The organism is Lacticaseibacillus sharpeae JCM 1186 = DSM 20505, assembly GCF_001436225.1.
In the GTDB taxonomy this organism is placed as follows: Bacteria; Bacillota; Bacilli; order Lactobacillales; family Lactobacillaceae; genus Lacticaseibacillus; species Lacticaseibacillus sharpeae.
Genome location: NZ_AYYO01000021.1, coordinates 1 through 21,228, shown reverse-complemented (window position 1 = coordinate 21,228; position 21,228 = coordinate 1). Strand labels below are relative to the sequence as shown.

Annotated in this window: 19 protein-coding genes and 1 tRNA gene; 6 read left to right on the top strand and 14 right to left on the bottom strand. The window is 56.4% G+C overall.

Translation table 11 applies throughout. The annotated features are described in order from the left end of the window. Window positions 1-119: 119 nt before the first annotated feature. Window positions 120-752, bottom strand: a complete 633-nt coding sequence (locus FC18_RS05395) for a deoxynucleoside kinase (protein ID WP_054680237.1) — start codon at window positions 750-752, stop codon at window positions 120-122. 837 nt (window positions 753-1,589) lie between these two features. Between FC18_RS05395 and metE the strand changes: the two genes are divergently transcribed. Next, window positions 1,590-3,869: a 5-methyltetrahydropteroyltriglutamate--homocysteine S-methyltransferase gene (gene metE / locus FC18_RS05390; protein WP_056975676.1), complete on the top strand. Its 2,280-nt coding sequence runs from the start codon at window positions 1,590-1,592 to the stop codon at window positions 3,867-3,869. After that, window positions 3,859-4,734 carry a methylenetetrahydrofolate reductase [NAD(P)H] gene (gene metF, locus FC18_RS05385; protein ID WP_056975674.1) on the top strand — a complete coding sequence of 292 codons (876 nt, stop codon included), beginning with the start codon at window positions 3,859-3,861 and terminating at the stop codon, window positions 4,732-4,734. Before metE ends, metF begins: the two co-directional genes overlap by 11 nt. A gap of 71 nt (window positions 4,735-4,805) precedes the next feature. On the opposite strand, the gene FC18_RS05380 is transcribed toward metF, so the two are convergent. The 4 genes from FC18_RS05380 to trpS form a co-directional block, all read right to left on the bottom strand. Next, the gene (locus tag FC18_RS05380) at window positions 4,806-6,041 is read right to left on the bottom strand and encodes an MFS transporter (RefSeq protein WP_056975672.1); all 1,236 of its coding nucleotides are present in this window, start codon (window positions 6,039-6,041) and stop codon (window positions 4,806-4,808) included. A gap of 120 nt (window positions 6,042-6,161) precedes the next feature. After that, complete coding sequence (locus tag FC18_RS05375) at window positions 6,162-6,692, bottom strand: GNAT family N-acetyltransferase (protein ID WP_054680238.1); 531 nt, start codon at window positions 6,690-6,692, stop codon at window positions 6,162-6,164. Window positions 6,693-6,897: 205 nt separating this feature from the next. After that, entirely contained in the window at window positions 6,898-7,896 is a 999-nt protein-coding gene (locus FC18_RS05370) for a hypothetical protein (RefSeq protein ID WP_156660870.1), read from the bottom strand. A gap of 137 nt (window positions 7,897-8,033) precedes the next feature. Beyond that, window positions 8,034-9,047 (bottom strand): tryptophan--tRNA ligase, encoded by a 1,014-nt coding sequence (gene trpS / locus FC18_RS05365; RefSeq protein ID WP_056975668.1) that lies wholly within the window; start codon window positions 9,045-9,047, stop codon window positions 8,034-8,036. 700 nt (window positions 9,048-9,747) lie between these two features. On the opposite strand from trpS, the gene helD reads away from it, so the two are divergent. The 3 genes from helD (at window position 9,748) to FC18_RS05355 (ending at window position 12,859) form a co-directional block, all read left to right on the top strand. Next, a complete protein-coding gene (gene helD, locus FC18_RS05360; protein ID WP_054680251.1) occupies window positions 9,748-12,042 on the top strand; it encodes an RNA polymerase recycling motor HelD in 2,295 nt (764 codons plus the stop codon). Continuing rightward, the gene (locus FC18_RS12375) at window positions 12,035-12,157 is read left to right on the top strand and encodes a hypothetical protein (protein ID WP_263849297.1); all 123 of its coding nucleotides are present in this window, start codon (window positions 12,035-12,037) and stop codon (window positions 12,155-12,157) included. Before helD ends, FC18_RS12375 begins: the two co-directional genes overlap by 8 nt. Window positions 12,158-12,379: 222 nt before the next feature. Beyond that, window positions 12,380-12,859 (top strand): CPBP family intramembrane glutamic endopeptidase, encoded by a 480-nt coding sequence (locus FC18_RS05355; RefSeq protein ID WP_056975666.1) that lies wholly within the window; start codon window positions 12,380-12,382, stop codon window positions 12,857-12,859. Between the two features lie 48 nt (window positions 12,860-12,907). On the opposite strand, the gene FC18_RS05350 is transcribed toward FC18_RS05355, so the two are convergent. The 5 genes from FC18_RS05350 to FC18_RS05330 form a co-directional block, all read right to left on the bottom strand. Next, a tRNA-Thr gene (locus tag FC18_RS05350) sits at window positions 12,908-12,980 on the bottom strand. Window positions 12,981-13,053: 73 nt separating this feature from the next. After that, a complete protein-coding gene (locus tag FC18_RS05345) occupies window positions 13,054-13,953 on the bottom strand; it encodes a helix-turn-helix domain-containing protein (RefSeq protein WP_054680257.1) in 900 nt (299 codons plus the stop codon). Further along, entirely contained in the window at window positions 13,950-14,804 is an 855-nt protein-coding gene (locus FC18_RS05340) for a helix-turn-helix domain-containing protein (RefSeq protein WP_056975664.1), read from the bottom strand. Before FC18_RS05340 ends, FC18_RS05345 begins: the two co-directional genes overlap by 4 nt. Window positions 14,805-15,060: 256 nt before the next feature. Further along, window positions 15,061-15,711, bottom strand: coding sequence for an HD domain-containing protein (locus FC18_RS05335; protein WP_054680261.1), 651 nt, complete (start codon window positions 15,709-15,711; stop codon window positions 15,061-15,063). 9 nt (window positions 15,712-15,720) lie between these two features. Next, complete coding sequence (locus tag FC18_RS05330) at window positions 15,721-16,626, bottom strand: aldo/keto reductase (RefSeq protein WP_054680263.1); 906 nt, start codon at window positions 16,624-16,626, stop codon at window positions 15,721-15,723. A gap of 80 nt (window positions 16,627-16,706) precedes the next feature. On the opposite strand from FC18_RS05330, the gene FC18_RS05325 reads away from it, so the two are divergent. Further along, window positions 16,707-17,120, top strand: a complete 414-nt coding sequence (locus tag FC18_RS05325; RefSeq protein ID WP_056975662.1) for a MarR family winged helix-turn-helix transcriptional regulator — start codon at window positions 16,707-16,709, stop codon at window positions 17,118-17,120. Between the two features lie 57 nt (window positions 17,121-17,177). On the opposite strand, the gene FC18_RS05320 is transcribed toward FC18_RS05325, so the two are convergent. From FC18_RS05320 to opp3b, 4 genes are read right to left on the bottom strand one after another with little or no spacing between them, the layout of a single operon-like run. Then, window positions 17,178-18,137 (bottom strand): ABC transporter ATP-binding protein, encoded by a 960-nt coding sequence (locus tag FC18_RS05320; protein WP_054680273.1) that lies wholly within the window; start codon window positions 18,135-18,137, stop codon window positions 17,178-17,180. Further along, window positions 18,138-19,202: an ABC transporter ATP-binding protein gene (locus FC18_RS05315; protein ID WP_056975660.1), complete on the bottom strand. Its 1,065-nt coding sequence runs from the start codon at window positions 19,200-19,202 to the stop codon at window positions 18,138-18,140. Window positions 19,203-19,212: 10 nt separating this feature from the next. Further along, complete coding sequence (locus FC18_RS05310; RefSeq protein ID WP_056975658.1) at window positions 19,213-20,229, bottom strand: ABC transporter permease; 1,017 nt, start codon at window positions 20,227-20,229, stop codon at window positions 19,213-19,215. Beyond that, a complete protein-coding gene (gene opp3b, locus FC18_RS05305) occupies window positions 20,229-21,155 on the bottom strand; it encodes an oligopeptide ABC transporter permease (RefSeq protein ID WP_054680275.1) in 927 nt (308 codons plus the stop codon). The genes FC18_RS05310 and opp3b overlap by 1 nt, the downstream gene beginning before the upstream one ends. Window positions 21,156-21,228: the final 73 nt, after the last annotated feature.

Here is a 21,228-nt window from a genome sequence, read left to right as displayed (position 1 = left end):
TTGTTCGGATTTACTGGGGATTTTTATTTCAGTGCCGAATTATGTCTCGGCCACTTTTGTTTGCAAACATCAAAAAAGCGCCCGGCCACCGCCGCGCGCAATTACATTCATATATGAAGTTAACGAATCTTCTTCAGTTCGCCATCAATCTGGTCGAGCACTGCGGTTACGTTCGCTGGGTCTTCCAGGTCGTACTTCTGCAGGTCAATCTTCATCTTGGGGCTCACATCGTATTCATCGAACCACTTCTTGTAGGCCGACCACATCTTGTAGTAGTAGGATTCCAGTTCAGGGTTGTTTTCGAACTGTTCGTAGTCGCGGCCGCGCTTCTTGATCCGGTACAGGATGGTGTCGAAGTCGGTTTCGGCGTAGACAAGCAGGTCGGGTGCCTTCTTCGGCATTTCGTTCAGCTCGCCCATCATCTTGTCGAGCAGTTCAAGGTACACGGACAGCTCGGTGTCGGAGATGTTGCCTTCCGCGTTGTTCTCCTTGGTGAACAGCGCGTCTTCGTAGATTGAACGGTCCAAGACGTTATTGTCGTCGCTCAGTGCCTTCTTGATCATGGCAAAACGCCGGTTCAGGAAGAAAATCTGGAGTAGAAATCCGTAGTTCTTTGGGTCTTTGTAGTACAGTGGCAGTACTGGATTGTCCCCAACTGGTTCAAAAAATGCTTCCGTCCCGAAATGGTCGGCAATTTTGGCGGTCAGGGTCGTCTTCCCGACACCAATCATCCCTGCTGTAATAATCACCATGATGGCCCCTCTTTACTTATTATTTCCGTACGCGTGTAAAAAACGCACCTCAAGTATCCTAACATAAATGGAGCAGTCGTTGGGGAAAACTTCAGGGCCATTTTCGCGCCGCCGGCCTGTGTTGACACCCGAATTCTGCACGGCTGCGCGGGTTCATCTGGTAGTGGCGACAGGATATTAAATTTAGATTGCACGCACGACTATGAATTCATTAATGCGTGTTAGCTTGGTGTACAGATACTCGCTACTGAGCTAAAATATAGTAGAAGATTGAAGCGCCAATGCGGTACACTCTAGTTTTGGTCGACTAGAGAATGCCACGGTTTACATCCTTCCCGCAACATGCGGGAGGGATTTTTTTGTCTGCCGCACAGCTTGCCACCCACATAGGCAGCAGCACGCCTTTTACCTGACGTTATAGCCGCTACCTTTAACCATCCACCCAAAAAGCCACTAAGCCAAACCGTTGACCCGCCCCGCGTTTCCGCCTAGACTAAGGTCAATAAGTTAAGCGTGATGCCGGGATGAGTAAGTGCACGCACAGTCATAGAGAGCGACAGCTGGTGGAAAGTCGTACTGGAGCGCACCCAAGATGGTCCCGGATATAGCAGGTTAGTGAGTTAGCGAGCTAACCGTGGGCCCCGGCCATTATCCCGGACAGATCAGCTGGCGCATGCCGCTGACCTAACGAGAAGTAAGCTGTGAGGCTTGCTTGAATCATGGTGGTAACCCGGCTCAGTCGTCCATGCAGTTTGCACATAAACTGCGTGGGCGGCTATTTATTTACCCACCCCACCACTACCTGCCTATTACGCACACATCAAAGGAGAAAATATTATGACCACAACCATCGTCGGCTACCCCCGTCTCGGCGAACACCGGGAACTCAAATTCGCAACGCAGAAGTACTTCAAGCACACCATCACGGCAGATGAACTGCAGGCCAAGGTGAAGGACCTGCGCGCCCAGCACTGGGCAACCATCAAGGCGGCCGGGATTGACCAAATCCCGAGCAACGACTTTTCCTTCTTCGACCAGACCCTGGACGCCGCAACCCTGCTGAACATCGTGCCGCAGCGGTACAAGGACCTCGGCCTCGCGCCTTTGGACGAATACTTCGCCCTCGCCCGTGGTTACCAAGGGGAAGCTGGGGACGTGAAGGCACTGGCAATGAAGAAGTGGTTCAACACGAACTACCACTACCTGGTGCCAGAATTCGACCAGGACACCGATATCCGCTTGGTTGGCGACAAGATTTTCGACGAGTTCGTCGAAGCCAAGGCGGCGGGTATCACCACCCGGCCCGTCATCGTTGGCCCCTACACCCTGTTGCGGCTCGGCCGGTTCCTGGACGGCAAGACAGCGGCCGACTTCACCCCAGCCCTGATTACGGCGTACACCGAAATCGCTAACCGCTTGTCCGAACTGGGTGCCGATTGGTTCCAAATCGACGAACCCGCCCTGGTTTACGACCAGAGTGCCGCTGACCTGGGTCTCTTCACCGAACTCTACGCGGGCATTCTCGCCGGCAAGGGTGACCTCAAGATTCTGCTGCAGACCTACTTTGGTGACGTCCGCGACTCCCTCGACACGCTGGTTCAGCTGAACTTCGACGGTATTGGCCTGGACTTCATCGAAGGGCGCACCAACCTCGAAGTCCTCGACACGGTTCAGTTCCCTAAAGATAAGGTGCTCTATGCCGGCATCATTAACGGGAAGAACATCTGGAAGGCCCACTACGCCAAGGCCCTGTCCACGCTGACCGGCATTCGCCAGCGCACTGACGCACCGATTGTCATCAGCACCTCCTGTTCTCTGCAGCACGTGCCGTACACCCTGCGTAACGAAACCAAGCTGCCCGCAGCCGAGAAGCAGTACCTGGCCTTCGCCGAAGAGAAGCTGACCGAACTGCACGAATTGGATCAGATTGACCAGACGAACCTGGACAACCCACTGTACACGGCTAACGTTGCCCTCTTCAGCACGCCACGCTACGAAGAAAACAAGGCGCTGAACGCTAAAATCGCCGCTTTGACCCCAGCCGACTACACCCGTCTGCCCGCACGCAAAGAACGGCTGGCCATTCAGGACAAGAAATTCGGCCTGCCAATCCTGCCAACGACCACAATTGGTAGTTTCCCCCAGTCCCCTGCTGTCCGCAAGAATCGTGCCAAGCTGCGTAAAGGTGAAATCACCCGCGCCGAATACGATGCCTTCAACGAGGCTGAAACCCGCCGCTGGATTAAGTTCCAGGAAGAAATCGGCCTGGACGTACTCGTGCACGGTGAATTCGAACGCAACGACATGGTGGAATACTTCGGCGAACACCTCGACGGCTTCCGCTTCACCCAGAACGGTTGGGTGCAGTCATACGGGACCCGCGGCGTTAAGCCACCAATCATCTGGGGTGACGTTTCCCGCCGTGACGCCATCACCGTGGCCGCTTCCGTCTACGCGCAGAGCCAGACGGACCACATCATGAAAGGGATGCTCACCGGCCCCGTCACGATTCTCAACTGGTCCTTCCCACGTGAAGATATCACCCGGGAACTGTCCACCAAGCAGATTGCCCTGGCCCTCCAGGATGAAGTGCTCGACCTGGAAAAGCACGGCATCAAGATTATCCAGATTGACGAAGCGGCTTTGCGTGAAAAGCTGCCCCTGCGTAAGTCCGACTGGTTCAGCAAGTATCTCGACTGGGCTGTCCCTGCCTTCCGCCTCGTGGCCAGCAAGGTCCAGCCAGAAACTCAGATTCACACGCACATGTGCTACTCCGAATTCGGCGACATAATCAAGGCCATCGACGACCTGGACGCCGACGTCATCAGTTTCGAAGCTAGCCGTGGTGAACTGACGCTGCTTGATGACCTGCAGGCGAGTCACTTCGAAACCCACGTGGGCCCTGGTGTGTACGACATTCACTCCCCACGTGTCCCATCCGTTGACGAAATCAAGGACGTTATTCACAAGATTCTCGCCAAGGTTCCGGCTAACCACGTCTGGATCAACCCTGACTGTGGCCTGAAAACCCGTGAAGAACCCGAAACCAAGGCCAGCTTGATTAACCTCACAGAAGCCACCCGGCAGGTACGCCAGGAGTTAGCCGATGAAAACTAGTGAATTGTTCAAACGGGACCGGCCCGTCTTCTCCTTTGAGGTCTTCCCACCCCGCAACTTCGACCGACCGAACGCGGAAAAGCGCGTCTGCGCCACGATGGAAGTCCTGCGGGAGGTCAACCCCGATTTCGTCTCGGTAACCTACCGCGGCGCTGGACCCGATGCACCCAAAGCGACTATCGGCATTGCCAAATTGATTCGCGACCGTTACCAGACCGAAGCGGTGGTGCACTTACCCGCTGCCCGTCTGACGAAGGCCGACGTCGATGATTTCCTCGTGCGCGCTGAAGATGCCGGCATCCAGAACATTCTGGCTCTGCGCGGCGACATCCCGGAAGGGGGCCGCGTCAGTGATGATTTCCACTACGCCAGCGACCTGGTCACCTACATCAAGAGCAAGGGCGACTTCAACGTATCAGGGGCTTGCTACCCTGAAGGCCACCCCGAGTCCCCCGATGCCCTGAGCGACATCCGCGCGCTCAAGACGAAGGTGGACGCCGGGACCAGTGAGCTCATCAGTCAGCTGTTCTTCGACAACGAAGCTTTCTTCAAGTTCCAGGACCGTTGTCAGTTTGCCGGGATTAACGTGCCGATCGAAGCGGGCATCATGCCAATCATGACCGCCTCACAGGCTGAGCGGATGCAGGCAATGGCGGGAGTAAACCTACCCGCCAAGCTGCAGGGCGTTCTGCACCGATTCGCCGACAAGCCTGACGCCCTCCGCGACGCCGGTATTGCCTACGCCGTCGACCAGATAGTTGATCTGCTCGCACACGGCGTGGACGGCATCCACCTGTACACGATGGACAATCCCGAAGTGGCCGCACGCATTATCGAAGCTACGAAGAATATTATCCGCGCATAAACAAGAAGAGCGCCACGATTGCATTAATACGTAATCGTGACGCTCTTTTGAATTCAGGAGTTATTCGCTAATTATGCGCGCTTCACGGACAACTGACGCAGACCGGGCAGGCTGAGCATGGTGACCAGTGAAATCACGTACAGCAGGGACAGGAAGCCCATGGTCACAACCAGGTTGTAGTGATCCATCAGCAGGCCAATGACGACGGAGGAGAACCCGCCAATCGCGCGGCCGACGTTCATGATGACGTTGTTGGCCGTCGAGCGAATGCGTGCCGGGTACAGCTGGCTGATAACTGCCCCGTAACCACCGAACATCCCGTTGGCACAGAAACCGACGATGGCACCAATGATGACCAGCACAACGCTGGACCGTGCCAGGGTGATGGCGAACACAATCAGTGCGCTGGCGGTCAGGAACAGGCCGAATGCCCAACGGGGGCCGAGGTGATCGAGGATGTTACCGAAGACGGCCATCCCCAGGCACATACCGCAGATGGTCGCGACCATCCAGAGTGCCGAGCCGGATACGGACAAGCCTTGCTGCTTCTGGACGATGACGGGCAGCCAGTTCATCAGGCCGAAGTAACCGGCAATCTGGACAATGGTCATCACCATCAGCCCGAGTGTCTGCAGGGCCAGTTGTCGGGTTTTGAACAGTTCCGAGAAGGCCACGCGTTCGTGCTTGGCCTTGGCTTCCTTTTTCGCCGCGAGGAACGCAGCGGATTCGTGCAGGTGTTTGCGCACGAAGAAGGTCAAGACGACTGGCAGCACGCCGATGAGGAACAGCGCGTGCCAGCCCCACAGCGGTAGAATCCACGCGGCAGCCAGGGCGGCGATGATGGCGCCGATTTGGCCCCCAATTGCCGCGACACTAGTCATCCGGCCGATGCGGTCGTGGTTGAAGGACTCCGCAATCAGCGCAATCCCGACGCCGTATTCCCCACCGGCCCCAATGCCGGCCAGGAAGCGCAGGGCGTAGATGACCCAGATGTTGTTGGCGAAGGCCATAAGTGCGGTCGCCACGGCGAAAATCAGAATCGTGTGGGAAAAGGTTTTAACCCGCCCGATTTTGTCCCCGAGGATACCAAAAAGCGCACCACCGACCAACATACCGACATTGGTGATTGACCCAATCAAGCCGGCCGCCCCACTTGAGATGTGGAGTTCCGCGATGATTGGCGTCAATGCGAACGAGAGGAACATGATGTCCATGTTCTCCAGCGAAAAGCCTGATGCCGTGGATGCCATCACGAGTTTCTGCTCGTGCGACAGTTGGTCAGTAGTACGCGCTACTGTTTTTTGCATATTAATTTGCCTCCAAAAAGAACGCTCTCTGTCGTTCCTTATTTTGCAGTTGTTACCCGGACGCGGATAATTACTTGTAGGCTAGTATGCCACTGACTGAGCGTAGTGGCAAGGGGTAAGTTACAAATTCAATTCGTACGCCAACCGGTCACGGTGTTCGCCGCTAGCACCGTTATCCATGTAGACCACACCGCGGTAGTCAAAACCGCTGCCGGTAGCCACGTGCTGCATCGCCTGGTTCAACTTGTACGTGTCGATGCGCAGGTTGTGCACGCCGTGTGCGTACGCGTGACTGATGATGTTGCTGATAAACAGCTTGCCCAAGTGCAGCCCCGCATAATCGCGGCTGATGGCGATGCGGTGAATCGTGGCGTAGGGCGCGTCAGGTTTGCGCCAGCCGGCTCCATCAATCACGGCGTACGTCGGTTCCACGCCGACAACCAGGCTGACCGTCCCCGCAATTTTGCCATCGACAATCAGCACGTGCAACGATTCATTGACCAGATCCTGAGCCAAGACATCCGCATTCGGGTACCCATCCTGCCACTGCGGGCTGCCCGCCTGCTTCAGTTGCTTCTTTGCGCCTTCGATAATCGTCATAATTGCGGGAATATCGGCCTGAACTGCCTGCCGCATGTAAATTGCTGCCATAATTTTGCCTCTTTAATACGTGTTTGCTGAAAGTATACCGCAATGATAGAGCACATACGATACACCTTGCAGAGATTAATATCAGAGTTATCCACAAAAAATAGGCCTGGCCCCAAAATTTAAGTGGCCAACCCCATTATTTTGTGCACAAACACACGTTTTCCACAGCCGGTTGTGGATTATGTTGATAATTATCAGTAGCAAATTAATTGCGCGTCACCGCAATGATGTTGTACGCCGAGAAGCCGTTGTTCATCGGCCCCGCCACTTGCACGTGGTAATGCGCACCAACATGTAGCTGCTTCTGAATGGCATTCGTCCCCCATTTCCACAAGAACGGGTTCATGCTGTTCTCAACCGTAATGGACTTGCCGTTATCCTGTTCGAAAGTAATCTCGATGTCGCTATTGCGTTTGCCTTCGTTCAGTTCAATGTTCGTCACCGTCCCGTTCAACGTGTGCCGCCCAACCGCACCGAAACCAAAGATGCCAATCAGAATGACAATCACCACACTAACGCTCAGCAAGTGTGACCGCCAGCCGCCGCCCTTTGTCACGAGCGCGTGCAGCACCCAATGCTTATCGTGGGCCTCGGGGTAATCCTGCTTTTGCGTTGCGTGCGGTTTGCGGGCAAATATTCCGCCCGGTTTGCGCTCCGGTCGGTACTCATCCGGCACGTACTCGGTCGTTGCGCCAGCAGTTTTTGTCGGTGTGTTTAAGCGTTCTGGGCGGTCAGCTTGGGCCGCAGCCAAGTTCGCCATGCCGTATAGATTATTCTCCAGCAGGTGCGCCGCATTGCGGACGCAATACTGCAACCGCTCTGGCTGGTCATCACGCAGGTAATACAATTCTGGCGCCCCGTCCACGGTGAAGCCTAGTCGGTATTCGGCATCCGCGTGCTCAATGCGCACATCTGTCAATGCCGCGCGGTTCAACACGCGCTTATCCACGTTCGGGCCGTCATCCAGTTTGCCGCGAATAATCCGTTTTAAAATCAGCCCATCAAATGACGCTGCCAGCAGATACTGATCGTCATACATATCTGGGTTCGTGTGCGTGACTGCGTCCACCAGGTTCGCCGCACGCGATAAGCTTTGACGCTGCACAATCAGGTAATTATCCGCCGGCACTAAGCCCCACGCCTGGACGGCCGCCTGGGCTTGCTGCTGTACGTCGACCACAAAGCCAATGTCAAAATCCGCCACGGTCATTTCCTCCAAAGTTTTCGTTACCGTTATTCTACGTTAACCACCGCCGTTAAGAAAGCCCTAACAAGCGTTATTTTACCCAGCAAAAAAGGCGCGACCCTCAGCGGCCGCGCCTTACTTAGTTTCAATTCAGTTTAGAAGTAGTTCACGCCGATTGCTGCGCGCACTTCAGCCAATGTCTGTTCTGCCACCAGGTTGGCCTTGGCGGAACCGTCCTTCAGCATCTGCGCCACGGCGTCCATGTCCTTGGCGTATTCCAGCCGGCGCGTGCGGATTGGTTCGAGGACTGCTTCCATGACTTCGACCAGGTAACGCTTGATTTTCACGTCACCCAGGCCACCAGCCTGGTAGTGTTCCTTGAGTTCAGCAATCTTGGCCTTGTCCGTGCCGAACATGTCGAGGTACGTGAAGACCACGTTGCCCTCAATCTGACCGGGATCTTCCACGTGAATGTGGTTCGGGTCAGTGTACATGCTCATGATCTTCTTCTGCACGGTGTCGGCGTCGTCAGCGAGGTAAATCCCGTTGCCCAGGGACTTACTCATCTTGGCGTTGCCGTCAATCCCAGGCAAGCGGCCGCTACCCTTAGGTGGGAAGTAGCCTTCTGGTTCAACGAGGCAGTCGGTATTGTAGGTGCGGTTGAACGTGCGCACGATTTCGCGGGTCTGTTCCAGCATTGGTTCCTGGTCATCCCCAACCGGCACGGTGTCCGCCTTGAACGCGGTGATGTCCGCCGCCTGACTAACTGGGTAAATCAAGAAACCGGCAGGGACGGATTCACCGAACGCCTTCTGCGCGATTTCGGTCTTCACGGTTGGGTTCCGGTTCAAGCGGTTCACGGACACCAGATCCAGGTAGTACATCGTGAGTTCGGACAGGGCGGGAATCTGTGACTGCACGAGGATGGTGGACTTAGCGGGGTCAATCCCGACAGCCAGGTAGTCCAGGGCCACTTCAAGCAGGGACTTGCGAATCTTCTCGGGGTTGCGTGCGTTGTCGGTCAGCGCCTGCAGATCCGCAATCATAATGTAGGATTCGTAGTCACCAGAGTTCTGCAACGCCACCCGGTTCTTCAGGGAGCCGATGTAGTGGCCGATGTGCAGGCGACCAGTTGGGCGGTCACCAGTAAGGATAATTTTTTTAGCCATGATTAATTCTCCATTGTTCGTTTGCCGCACGGGCGAAACGCGATATTTGCCGCAATGCAGCATTACGCATTCAATTATAGCACGCGGACGCCATTCCACGCGTAAAAAACAAATGGGTTGCCCGTACCGCACACGGCCGGCCTTGTCGGCTTTGCACAAGCACCAATTTTTTCACACAGCTTTAGTTATACTACCGGGCTTAAAATAGCGTATACATTGATGAATCGCCAATATTTACGTGTGTTCATCCGCTTACAAATAACCATCATTTGCGCAAAATAGTGTTTGCGACCGTTTTCTTTTGTTGCTAACTGTTCATTTGTGTTTGTAAAAGTATTGTTTTTGCGCATTGAACATGGTTTAATGTAGACAAGGCGATGGTCACTGGGGAGTGCCAAGCCTGCCGTCCAGGTGACGGGTAAGTTTAGGCTTTTGCTTCTAGCACAGGTTTGCGCTTCCGAGAACGTACATATTCGGAAAGCGGTGGATTGTTGGGGAACGATTCATTGGCCGTTAGTGATTTGCGAAGCGTTACGCCACTTTCGCTTTGACTCCAAGTGGCGTTATACATAGACACACGGTAGCTGCAGGCACCGTGTGTTTTTTTGCGTCCCCGCTAATCTGGTCAAAACTTGCACCACGGCGGCAACAGGAATAAAATTGGATAACTAATTCGGTGAATATATGGAGGCGAAAAACATTGAATCAAAGCAGTCGCACATACGAACAGCACCGCGTTGATTCCGTTGTCACGCGCATTAACGAGCGGCAAACTGAAGTGACGCGCCTCATCGCAGACGCCCATCAGGAAACCCAGCGCATTGAACGCAGTTACGGCGATTCCACCAAGGTCAACATTACTGAAGTCGATGACCGGATGGAAACCAACGCCGCTGTCCAGCAGCAAAAGCAGATGGTGGCCCGCGCCGTGGAGAATGAGCAGATTTTGACCCGCGAAAGTCAAACCCTGACGCGGCTGGCCCCCAGCCCGTATTTTGGCCGCATCGACATCAATGACGCGGACGGGCAGGACACACTCTACATCGGCACCGGTTCGCTGCAAGGCCCCGACGGCAACTTCCTCATCTACGACTGGCGCGCACCCGTGGCCGGCATCTACTACAACGGGGTGCTCGGCAAAGTCAGCTACGACACCCCTTCTGGCCCTCGCAGCGCCGAGCTGACGCGCAAACGCCAATTCCGGATTGAAGACGGCCAAATTGAGCACATGTTCGACACCAGCGAGACGGTCGGCGACGCGATGTTGCAGGCCGTCCTCGGCGACCAGAGCAGCGAGCACATGCAAAACATCGTCAGCACGATTCAGCGCGAGCAAAACGCCATTATCCGCGACACAGACAGTGACCTGCTCATCGTTCAGGGCGCGGCGGGTTCCGGGAAGACCTCCGCGATTCTCCAGCGCATCGCCTATTTGCTCTACCACAGCCGCAACGTGCTGAACTCCGACCAGATGGTGTTGTTCTCCCCTAACCGCCTGTACGCGAACTACATCGCGGAAGTGCTGCCAAGCCTGGGCGAGAAGAACATGATTCAGACGACGCTCAGCGAGTTCCTGGCTAAGCGGCTATCGGGGCTACAAGTCACCACCTTGTTCGAACGCTTCGAGCGCGATGAAGCCAACTTGCCGGCTTCAGCTGCCACCATTCGTCGGTTCAAGGAAAGCCCAGAATTCATGGATCTGGCCGCCCATTACGCCAAAACGCAGCACCACCGCCACTTCACGAATATCGAACTGGATGGTGAGGTGTTCTTCAGTGCGGCCACGATGGAACGCATTTACACCCACCTGCCCGCCGCAATGACCACGGCCGATAAGCTGGTGGCGCTGCGGAAGAAATTAATGCAGCGCCTGAACCAGCGGATCCGCTTGGAAACCTACCAGGACTGGGTCGATGACGAGCTCGCCGGGCTCAGCGACGACCAGGTGCGCCATTACATCGGCGACACCGAGTACGAGGATGGCAGTGAGGAGCTGGAGGCCGTGGCCCGGGCGGTGGTGGCGGAAAAATTCGCACCGATTTATACCGCCCTGTACAACGATTACTTCATCGACTACTATGCCGAATACCGCGATTTTCTGGCTACCTGCCCGCAAACCGTCGTCCCCGCACCAGTGTGGGCGGTCATGGTCAGCGGCGTAACCAACGAGATTGAAGAGCACCGCCTCGGACTCGAGGACGCAGCGCCCCTGATGTACATTCGTGACCTGCTCAGTGGTGGCGGGCAGAACCACGCCATCCAGGCGATTTTCGTCGACGAAATGCAGGACTACTCACCCGCGCTCATGCGTTACGTGCACCACGCCTTCCCCAAGGCCAAGATGACGCTGCTTGGTGACTACGCCCAAGACGTCTTCACCAGCAACTACGCCCGCGGCGACGTGATTGACCGCTTCAAGGCGGCTATCCCCCACAAACACGCCCGGGTCATCACGTTAAACCGGGCTTACCGGAGCAGCGCCCCCATCACCGAGTTCGCCGCCAGCCTCATTCCAAGCGGCAGCGACATCGTGCCGTTCGCGCGGACGGGCGCCAAACCGGCACTCTTGACCGTCGCTCGCGATCAGTACACTAAGGCACTCACCAGTACTGTCCGCAAACTGGCGAATGCGAACCACACGGTGGCCGTCCTCACCCGTTCGGCCCGCGAAGCCGATGGGATCACCCACCAGCTGCAAGAACACCAGATTGCGGCCCGCCGGCTGACAGCCAGTGACCACGACCTCGGTAAGGGCGTCATCGTTTTGCCCGTGTACCTCGCTAAGGGCCTGGAATTTGACGCCGTGGTTGCCGCCGATGTCAGTGCTGCTGTGTACAACCGTGAGGGCGACGGCGACATTCTCTACACCCTCGCCACCCGCGCGCTGCACAGCCTCACGCTGCTGGCCCGGGAGCAACCGGCCGCGTGCATCGCTGAAGCTGCCGCAAGGGGTCTGCTAGCAACTAGTGCAACCGAGGTGACTAGCCATGATTAGCGGCACGCTGCTGGAAAATATTTACACCGTGGCTGCGGTGCTCATGATTGGCTGCCTCGTGGGGTTGTTCGTGTGCGCCATCGTCATCGTGATTTTGAACCTACGCCGTCATTAGTGAGGAAGTGAGTGAATATTGCCAACCACAAAACGAATCCTGGACCGCCTGCTGATTGTCGCCTGTGCGCTCCTAGCCTACATCATTGTCGACGTTCTCTTCGTGTTACCCTTTCAGAGCAAATGACACCACCCGCTCTTTAGCAGCCTCATCCTGCTGGTCGTCGGGTTCGCCGCGCTGATCACCTGGCTGCTGCGCCAGTATCAGCACTTCAGCAGCGACATGACGCCGCCCGACCACCACGGCTGGCACTACACCCCGGCCGCACGCAAACGGGTACTACGGGGGCTGCTCATCGGCTTTGCCATCCTCTTTTGCGTGCAGCTAGTATCCACCATCCTGGTCACCACCGGCACCATTGCCCAGTCGGCTAACGAAACGGCCCTGAACAAGCTGACCACACTGGCCGGACTGCCAATGACCCTCTCAATCACCATCGCCGCTCCTATCACAGAGGAGCTAATCTTCCGCGGACTGCTGATGAACGCCTTCCTGCCCAACCGGACACGCAGGGCGCAAGTATTGAGCATCTGCTTAAGTTCCGCCCTCTTCACGTCCGTCCACACGCCGACCACGCTAATCGACGTGCTGCTGTACTTCAGCATGGGCGTCGGTCTGGCCGTCACCTATGCGTACACGCGCGACTTGAAGTGTTCCGTAGGGCTGCACATCTTGAACAACGTCCTGTCCACTTTTCTGTAAACAAAAAAAGAACCGCTCGGAAAATTCCGAACGGTTCTTTTATTATGATGCCGCCTACTGGATTCGAACCAGCGACCTCATCCTTACCATGGATGCGCTCTACCTACTGAGCTAAGGCGGCATTACCTTGCGTCGTCTTAATTACGACCGCTCAAATAATATACAACGAATCCGCCCTAGTTGGCAACCCCTTTTCACGCATTTTGCCGCACTTTCCGAAAATTTGTCCCATTTGCGTCACTAATCGCCAGCAAACGCTCGGCAACTTGCGGGGCATCCAGATATTTAGCACTAAAAATCAGTTCGTGTAGTAAATCACGACCAGCGTGCCAATCGCGACCCGGCGCACGCAGTAAATATTCCGCTTCAATCGTCCGGATCGTGAAGTCGTGATCAATATCACCCACCCGCGCCGGCAACCGCCGCACCACCGAGAGCACCTCCTGCACGCGGTCGTAATCACCCGCATTCAGGTACATTTGCGCCACAACCAGCAGCGTCTGCATCTGCCGGTGCTGCGTGGCGAAGGTAGACCGCACATCCTCCTGCCTAAAGCGGCGCATCTTCTGCCACAAACCAGACGCATCACTCAGCAGCAACACCCCAGTATCCAGGGTACGCCGCAAAAGGATGAACTCATACGCGCTCCACTCGTGCACATTAAGCAGGTACTCGTAGACCGACTGGCGCTCTTGTTGACCCAGCTGCACATCGTCAGTCTTTTCAATCATCGTCGCCCGCAAACGCCAGGCCAGGCGCCCGGTGCGGGCAAAATTGCCCCGGTAGGTCAGTGCCAGCTTGCTCAAAGCCGCATTATCTGCGACGGGGATGGTGAGCCCACCTGCGAAGTGGACAAAACCGTCGAAATTAGTCGGGTAGCCTTGGGGGCTGGTCGTCAGGTACTCGTGCAACGTGAGCGGCACTTCGCTCAGCAAGTCGAGCACATTGTGGACCACGAGATCTGAATGCTGATTTTCAAACCGCGACACTGTCTGCATCGTAAGCCCTGTACCATCTAAATCGCGCTGCCGCAAACCCGATTTTAGGCGCAACAGTTTGAATACTTTGCCGAATTCACCAATATCGCGCTTCATAATTTTTCCCCCAGTTCGTGCCACACCTGCTCAAGTCGGTGGGCATAGCGACTAACTTCACCTTGATCATCGAGGGCCGCGAGCGTGCCCATGATTTTGCGTCGTTCCACCTCTGCGGACAACGTGTTACCCCGCGCAAACATGATTTCTGCCTCCAGCGCCATAATGCCAAGCCGCTCAAACAAATCAGACGGGGCGAGCCGTTCACGAATGCGGCTCACTATCTGGCCCGCCTTGATGTAGTTGCCCATGTACACCTCAGTCTCCGCCAGGCTCCACATCGCCGTGTACGTGGTGCCCGCACGCAGGTACGGCACTTCATCCCACCACGTCTGCTGCATCATCGCCGTTAAGATGTGCCGGCGAACCGCGGCGGGTAAGGCGATGGCCGTATAACTAATCAGAATATTGACGAACACCCCGTACCGCTTGCTACGCGTAATGGTGTTCACCAGCGTCACCTTCTCCAGCCGGGTCAGATTCCGCCGCGTGGCCCCAGGACCCAGCCCTGCCGTACGATTGATTGCGCGCACCACCGTCGCAAACCGCGGGGGGTACTCCACCTGCTGCAGGAGCGTCGTCTTCCCCGTCCGTTGTGCATAATCCAGGGCAAAGGCCCACCAATCGAGCCAATTGGTCGTATCCAGCTGCCGGACGGCCATCAGCTCTTCCATACTAACGTGAATGTTATCGAGCAATTCGGACAAGCGTGCGAACCCAATGCGCGTTTCTCCGCGCTCAAACTGGGATAAAAATTGCAGTGAGGCCACCCCGTTGGCGGCATCATGCATGCTGATCCCCTTTCTGACGCGTAGTTCCCGGAAAATTGGTCCAATCTCATTTTCAAGCATATTTACACCTGCTTCCCGTCGCCTTAACGCTTGGTCAATGAACAATTCCACATATTTAGTATATTTGTCCCCACGCCAGCCGCTCGTGCAAGAATGGCAAACTATTTTTAGGTTTTTACATAACCGATACAAAGGATAAAAAACGGCAAAAAAGAAGTACCCACCAACTGAAATGATGGGTACTTCTGTGTAATTAAATTTAATTGTGTCCACGGTCACATGCGCATAAACACGAACAATCGGCTAACGCAAGCTGTTATTTATTGCCTGCCACTTCCGCCGCGAATTCATCGAGGAAATCCTGCATCACCTGCGTCCGGGCCGCGCCAATTTTCCGGGCCGCGGGGGTGTTCAGCGTGGCCGCTACGTGCAGCAACTTTTCGTGGAAATGCTGAATCGTGCCCCCGCCATTGCCGTGGTACTCGGCCGCGGTCATGTGCGCCCGGGCCGCGCGCCCGTCGTCCAGTGGCCGATTTTTGGCCCCGCCATACGCGAAGGCGCGTGCAATCCCGATGGCGCCGATTGCGTCCAGGCGGTCGGCGTCCTGCACCAGCTGGCCGTTAATGTCGAGCTGCACGTCATGATCCAAGCCGTAACTGAAGGACATCTGGTCGATAATCGTCAGAATCTGCTGAACGGCTGCCGGCGTATAGCCGAGCCGCACAAGTTCCGCCTGGGTGTTTGTGCGGGCGGCGTTTTTGTCCGCCACCAGCTTCTCGTCGTAGGTGTCGTGCATGGCCGCTGCGGTCAGCACGATGAGTTCGTCGGCCGCCTCTGTGTCTTGCAGCAGCAGGCGTGCGTTGGCCATGACGCGGTCAATATGGTCCATGCCGTGGCCGGACCCATCCCCGCCGAGAATGCTGGCTGCGTAGGCGTATGCCGCCTGAATTTGCTCAGTAATTGTCATCTTCTACTCCTATGCATCGTAGTCTGCGGGTGAATCGGGCCACTTCTGCGTCGCCATCCCGAAGTCGGTGTCGCTGCCGTACCAGCCAAATGCAGGGTACCACAGCGAGCGTTCATTCTTATCCAGACCAGCAATCGCCGCCATCTCGATGTCGCTTAAGGCGAAGTCCCAGATATCCGCATTTTCGACCAGCCGCTGTTCGTGCACGGTCTTCGGAATCGTAATCACACCGCTCTGGACGTCAAAGCGCAAAATTACCTGCGCCGGCGTCTTCTTGTGGGCCGCCGCAATCGCGCCAATGACGGGATCGCCCATCGCACTGCCGTGGCCCAGTGGTGACCAGCCCTCAACCTGAATGCCGTGCTGCTTGGCGAATGCCCGCATTTCCTGTTCCTGCATCTGCGGGTTGAATTCCACTTGGTTGACTGCCGGCACGATGTTGCCCTGCCGCAGCAGCACTTGCAGGCGGTGGACATCAAAGTTCGACACGCCAATGACCCGCACCTTGCCGGCCTTGTATAAGTCTTCCAGGGCCCGCCAGGTTTCAACGTACAGCCCGTCGACCGGCCAGTGAATCAGGTACAAGTCGAGGTAATCCAGCTGCAACCGGTGCAGCGTCCCTTCAATCTTGGCCGTTGTCTGTGCGTAGCCGTGATCGCCGTTAGCCACCTTGGACGTCACAAACAGCTGGTCGCGCGTGATGAGCCCGTCCTGCAACGCCCGCGCAATCCCGCGGCCCACACCGGTCTCGTTCCCGTACTGCTTAGCGGTATCAATCATGCGGTAGCCGTGCTTGAGTGCTGCATACACCGCGTTCTCCGCGCTGGCGTTGTCTGCCTGCCACACACCCAAACCAAAGATGGGCATTGCCACCCCGTTGTTCAATGTCACCGTACTCGTTAAATCTTGTGTCATTTTGAACGCCTCCATCCACCCCCAGCATACCGCGTGAATGGTAAAATATAAATATCAACATCCCCAGAAGGAGGCCCCCGATGAAAAAATCAATTATCCGCGCCATGGCCAGTGCCGACGAGTTCAGCCGTCACATCCACTCTGTACCCAACACCCCGTTGAATGCGACCCAGCTCGACATCCTCTTCAACATCGCCAGCAGCGTCGACGCCATCCGCCCCAGCGAACTAGCCGCGCGCATGAACGTCGCCCGACCCATCATCACCAAGGGCGCGGCACCGCTGATTGACCTGGGCTACCTGAGCAAGGTGCCAGATGCAAACGACGGCCGCAGCTTCACCTACGCCATCACCCGCTCCGGTGAATCCCTGACGGCGGGGCTCCTGGGGCAGCAATATTACCAGAACATGGACAAGCTCTTTGAGGTGCTCGGCAAGAAGAAGCTCAACAAGCTAACCCGGCTGCTCGATGAAGCAAACGCCGCGTTACGCTAAATGCAAATAAGACCACGCTGACATGCACATCCAGTCAGTGTGGTCTTATTTTATGCACTAGTCATTGGTTCGCAAATACTTCTCCGCGGTCGCCTGATAACCAGGCACTTCCGCATCCGCCGCGTAGACGAAATGGCCGGGGACAATCTCGACCATCGTGCGCTGCTGCCCGTCTTCTTCGATGCTGGCATCGTAAGGCTGCGGCCGGCGCTTGCGTTCGGTCTCGGGGTCGGGCACCGGAATCGCGGAGAGCAGGCTCTTCGTGTAAGGGTGCAGCGGGTGGTTGTACACTTCATCGGCCGTGGACAGTTCCACGATGCGGCCGTTATGCATGACGGCAATGCGGTCAGAAATGTACTTAACCATCGACAGGTCGTGGGCAATGAACAGGTAAGTCAGATTGCGCTTTTCCTGAATCTCCTTCATCAAGTTCACGACCTGGGCTTGAATGGACACGTCCAGGGCTGAGATGGGTTCGTCAGCGATTATGAACTGCGGCTGCACGGCCAGCGCGCGGGCAATCCCGATACGCTGCCGCTGGCCACCGGAGAATTCGTGCGGATAGCGGGTCGCGTGGTCGGGATTCAGCCCAACCAGTTCGAGCAGGTTGGCCACCTGTGCGTCCCGGTCCGCCTTGTCCTTAGCCAGGTGGTGAATATCGATGCCCTCGGCGATGATATCCTTGACTTTCATCCGCGGATTGAGTGATGCGTAGGGGTCTTGGAAGATCATCTGGGTTTCCCGCCGGAATTCCTGCATGTTCTTGGACCCATTCTTCAGCTTGGCGATATCTTTGCCGTTGAACAGAATCTCACAACCCGTGGGCTTGTACAGCCGGATGATGGCGCGGCCGGTCGTGGTTTTACCCGATCCAGACTCGCCCACGAGTCCCAGCGTTTCGCCGCGGTAGATGTCGAAGGTGATGTCCTGAATGGCGCGCACCTCGTCCTTTTTGCCCGGATTGAAGGTCTGCTCGAGGTCCTTAACGGCCACCAGCACTTCTTTGTTCTCAGCCATTTAGTCGTCCCCCTTCGCTAGTTCCTGCTGGGCCTGGTGCACCCGCTGCCAGATGGCGCGGCGGCGAGCAATCTCTGGTGGCAACTCCACCTTGGGCGCATCCGGATGCAACAGCCAGGTCGCCGCCTTGTGCGTGGGCGAGACGGTGAAAAATGGCGGCTGCTGCTCAAGATCAATCTGCAGGGCGTACGGGTTCCGCGCCGCAAAGGCATCCCCAGCTGGGGGATCGAGCAGACTTGGTGGGGTCCCCGGAATCGCGTGCAGGCGGTCCGAGTTCGTTTCGAGCGTTGGCATCGACTCCAGCAGCCCCCACGTGTAGGGGTGCTGCGCGTTGTAGAAAATTTCGTCAACGGTACCGTACTCCACGATTTTGCCCGCGTACATCACGGCCACGCGGTCCGCAATCCCGGCCACTACGCCCAAATCGTGCGTGATGAAGATGATGCTGGTGTCAATCTGACTCTGCAGTTCCTTGAGCAGGTTCAGAATCTGGGCCTGAATCGTCACGTCCAGCGCGGTCGTCGGTTCGTCCGCAATCAGAATCTGCGGGTTGTTGATGATGGCAATGGCGATGACAATGCGCTGCCGCTGCCCACCAGAGAACTGGTGCGGGTAATCCTTCAGGCGCTGCTTGGCGTTCTTGATGCCGACCAGTTCCAGCACCCGCGCCGCTTCCGCCAAGGCGTCGGCGCGCGAGATGGACTTATGCAGCCGCAACACTTCAGCGACCTGCTTGCCAATCGGCATCGTCGGGTCCAGTGAGGTCATGGGGTCTTGGAAAATCATGGCGATGTCGTTGCCGCGCATCGCGTTCAGTTCCTTCTGCGATTTCTTCAGGATGTCCTGGCCGTTGAACAGCACCTGACCGGAGACCACTTGCCCGTTTTTGGCCAGCAATCCCATGATGGTGCGCAGGGTCACGGACTTACCCGAACCAGACTCACCCACGATGGCCAGTGTTTCGCCCTTGGCCAAATCAAAGGAGACGTCGCGAATGGCGTGCACCTCGCCGGCGTACGTGTGGAAGTCGATGACTAAATTTTTCACTTCAAGAATATTACTCACAACTAACCTCCTAACGTGCCGAACGGGGGTCGAACGCATCGCGCAGCCCGTCAGCGAGCAAGTTGAACGCGAGCATCAGCACCGAAATCACAATCGCGGGGTACACCATCTGGTACGGCAGGAAGCGGAAATTCTTCTGGCCGTCCGACAGCAGAGTCCCGAGTGATGCCTGCGGAGACGGAATCCCAATCCCAATGTAGGACAGGAACGCCTCGAAGAAGATGGCGGACGGAATCGTGAACATCGTCTGGATGATAATCGTCGATGACAGGTTCGGAATCAGGTGCTTCCACGCGATTTTAATCGGTGACTCGCCGAGCGTCTTGGCGGCCAGGATGAACTCCTGGTCGCGCATCTGCAAGGTCTGCGCACGAATCAAGCGCGCCATGGTCACCCAGCCCGTGAACGCAATCGCCACGATGATGCTGAAGAGACCAGGCTTGAACACGAGCAGCATCAGGATTACGACCACCAAGTTAGGAATCGAGCTGATGATTTCGACGATCCGCTGCATCACGGTGTCGACCGTGCCGCCGTTCCAGCCGGAGACAATGCCGTAGATGATGCCGATGGTCAGGTCAAAGAGGGTGGCCATGAACGCGACGAACAGGGAAACCTTGGTCCCAGCCAGGATGCGGCTGAGCAAGTCGCGGCCGAGACTATCCGTGCCGAGCGCAAACCAAGTTCCGTCGGGTACGTGGTTCATCTTGTACATGTCGACCATCTTGCCCTGATACATCGCGTGACCGTTGAAGCCGGGGATGTTCAGATTGCCCAGTTTTGGTGGCAAGTTGTTCCAGTTCAGGTGCTGCGTCATGGGGTTGCGCGGCGAGAACCAGATACTGAGAACGGACAGCACAATCATGATGATGATGATCCACAACGAAATCATCGCCACCTTGTTCTTGCGCAGCCGGCGCATGGCGTCCTGGGTGAACGTCAAACTCGGCGTGGCAATGTGCTCCTGCGCCTCTTTTTCTACGTGGGCGAACTTGAAGCTATCTGCATTAATCTTGTAATCAGCCATTAGTTTGCCTCCCCCGTTAACCGAATGCGTGGGTCAATGAACCCGTAGAGAATATCAACAATCAACAACACCACCACGAGCATGGCCGAGTACAGCATCGTCAGCCCCATGATGACGGGGTAGTCATTGGTCAGAATCGAGCGCACGAACTGTTCCCCAATGCCGGGGATGGCGAAAATATTCTCGACAACCAGCGAGCCGACCATCAAGTCGACCGCCATGGGGCCGATGATGGTGACAATCGGAATCATCGAGTTGCGCAGTGCGTGCCGCGCAACGACCTGCCACTCAGACGCACCCTTCGACCGGGCGAGTTCGATGTAATCGGAGTTCAACACCTCGACCATCTCGGTGCGCATGAACCGCGCCGTCTGGGCGAGCGGTGCCATGGACAACGCGAGCGTCGGCAGGATGCTGTACTGGAACCCGTCCCAGAGGGCAATTGGGAAAATCTTCCATTTGTAGGCGAGCCAGAACTGCAGCAGCGCCGCAAAGACGAAGTTCGGAATGGAACGGCCGAGAATAGCGAAGATGGTCGCAACGGAATCCACCCAGCTGTGCGCACGAATGGCGGCAATCGCCCCCAGCAAAATCCCGAGCAGGGTTCCCAGAATCATGGCCTGCAAGCCAATCTGCAGCGATGGCGCAATCCGAGAGCCAATCAGGTGGGACACACTCTGCCCCGCGAACTGGTAACTCGTCCCGAAGTCCCCGTGCAGGATGCCCATCAGGTACTTGCCGTACTGCACGAGCAACGGCTGGTCGAGCCCGTACGCCTTATTCAGAATTTTGAGCTGCGCCGCCGGAATCTTCGGGTTGTTGAACGGTGATCCGGGCATGAGCTTCATCAAGAAGAACGTCGCGGACGCAATGATGAACAGCGTCAGGACCAGGTAGAAGACGCGTTTGATGATGTATTTTGCCATTAAATATTCCCCACTTTATGTAGTGGCTGGTGAATTAGCCCTAACTTTCAGGCAAATCCACGATAACTTTGTA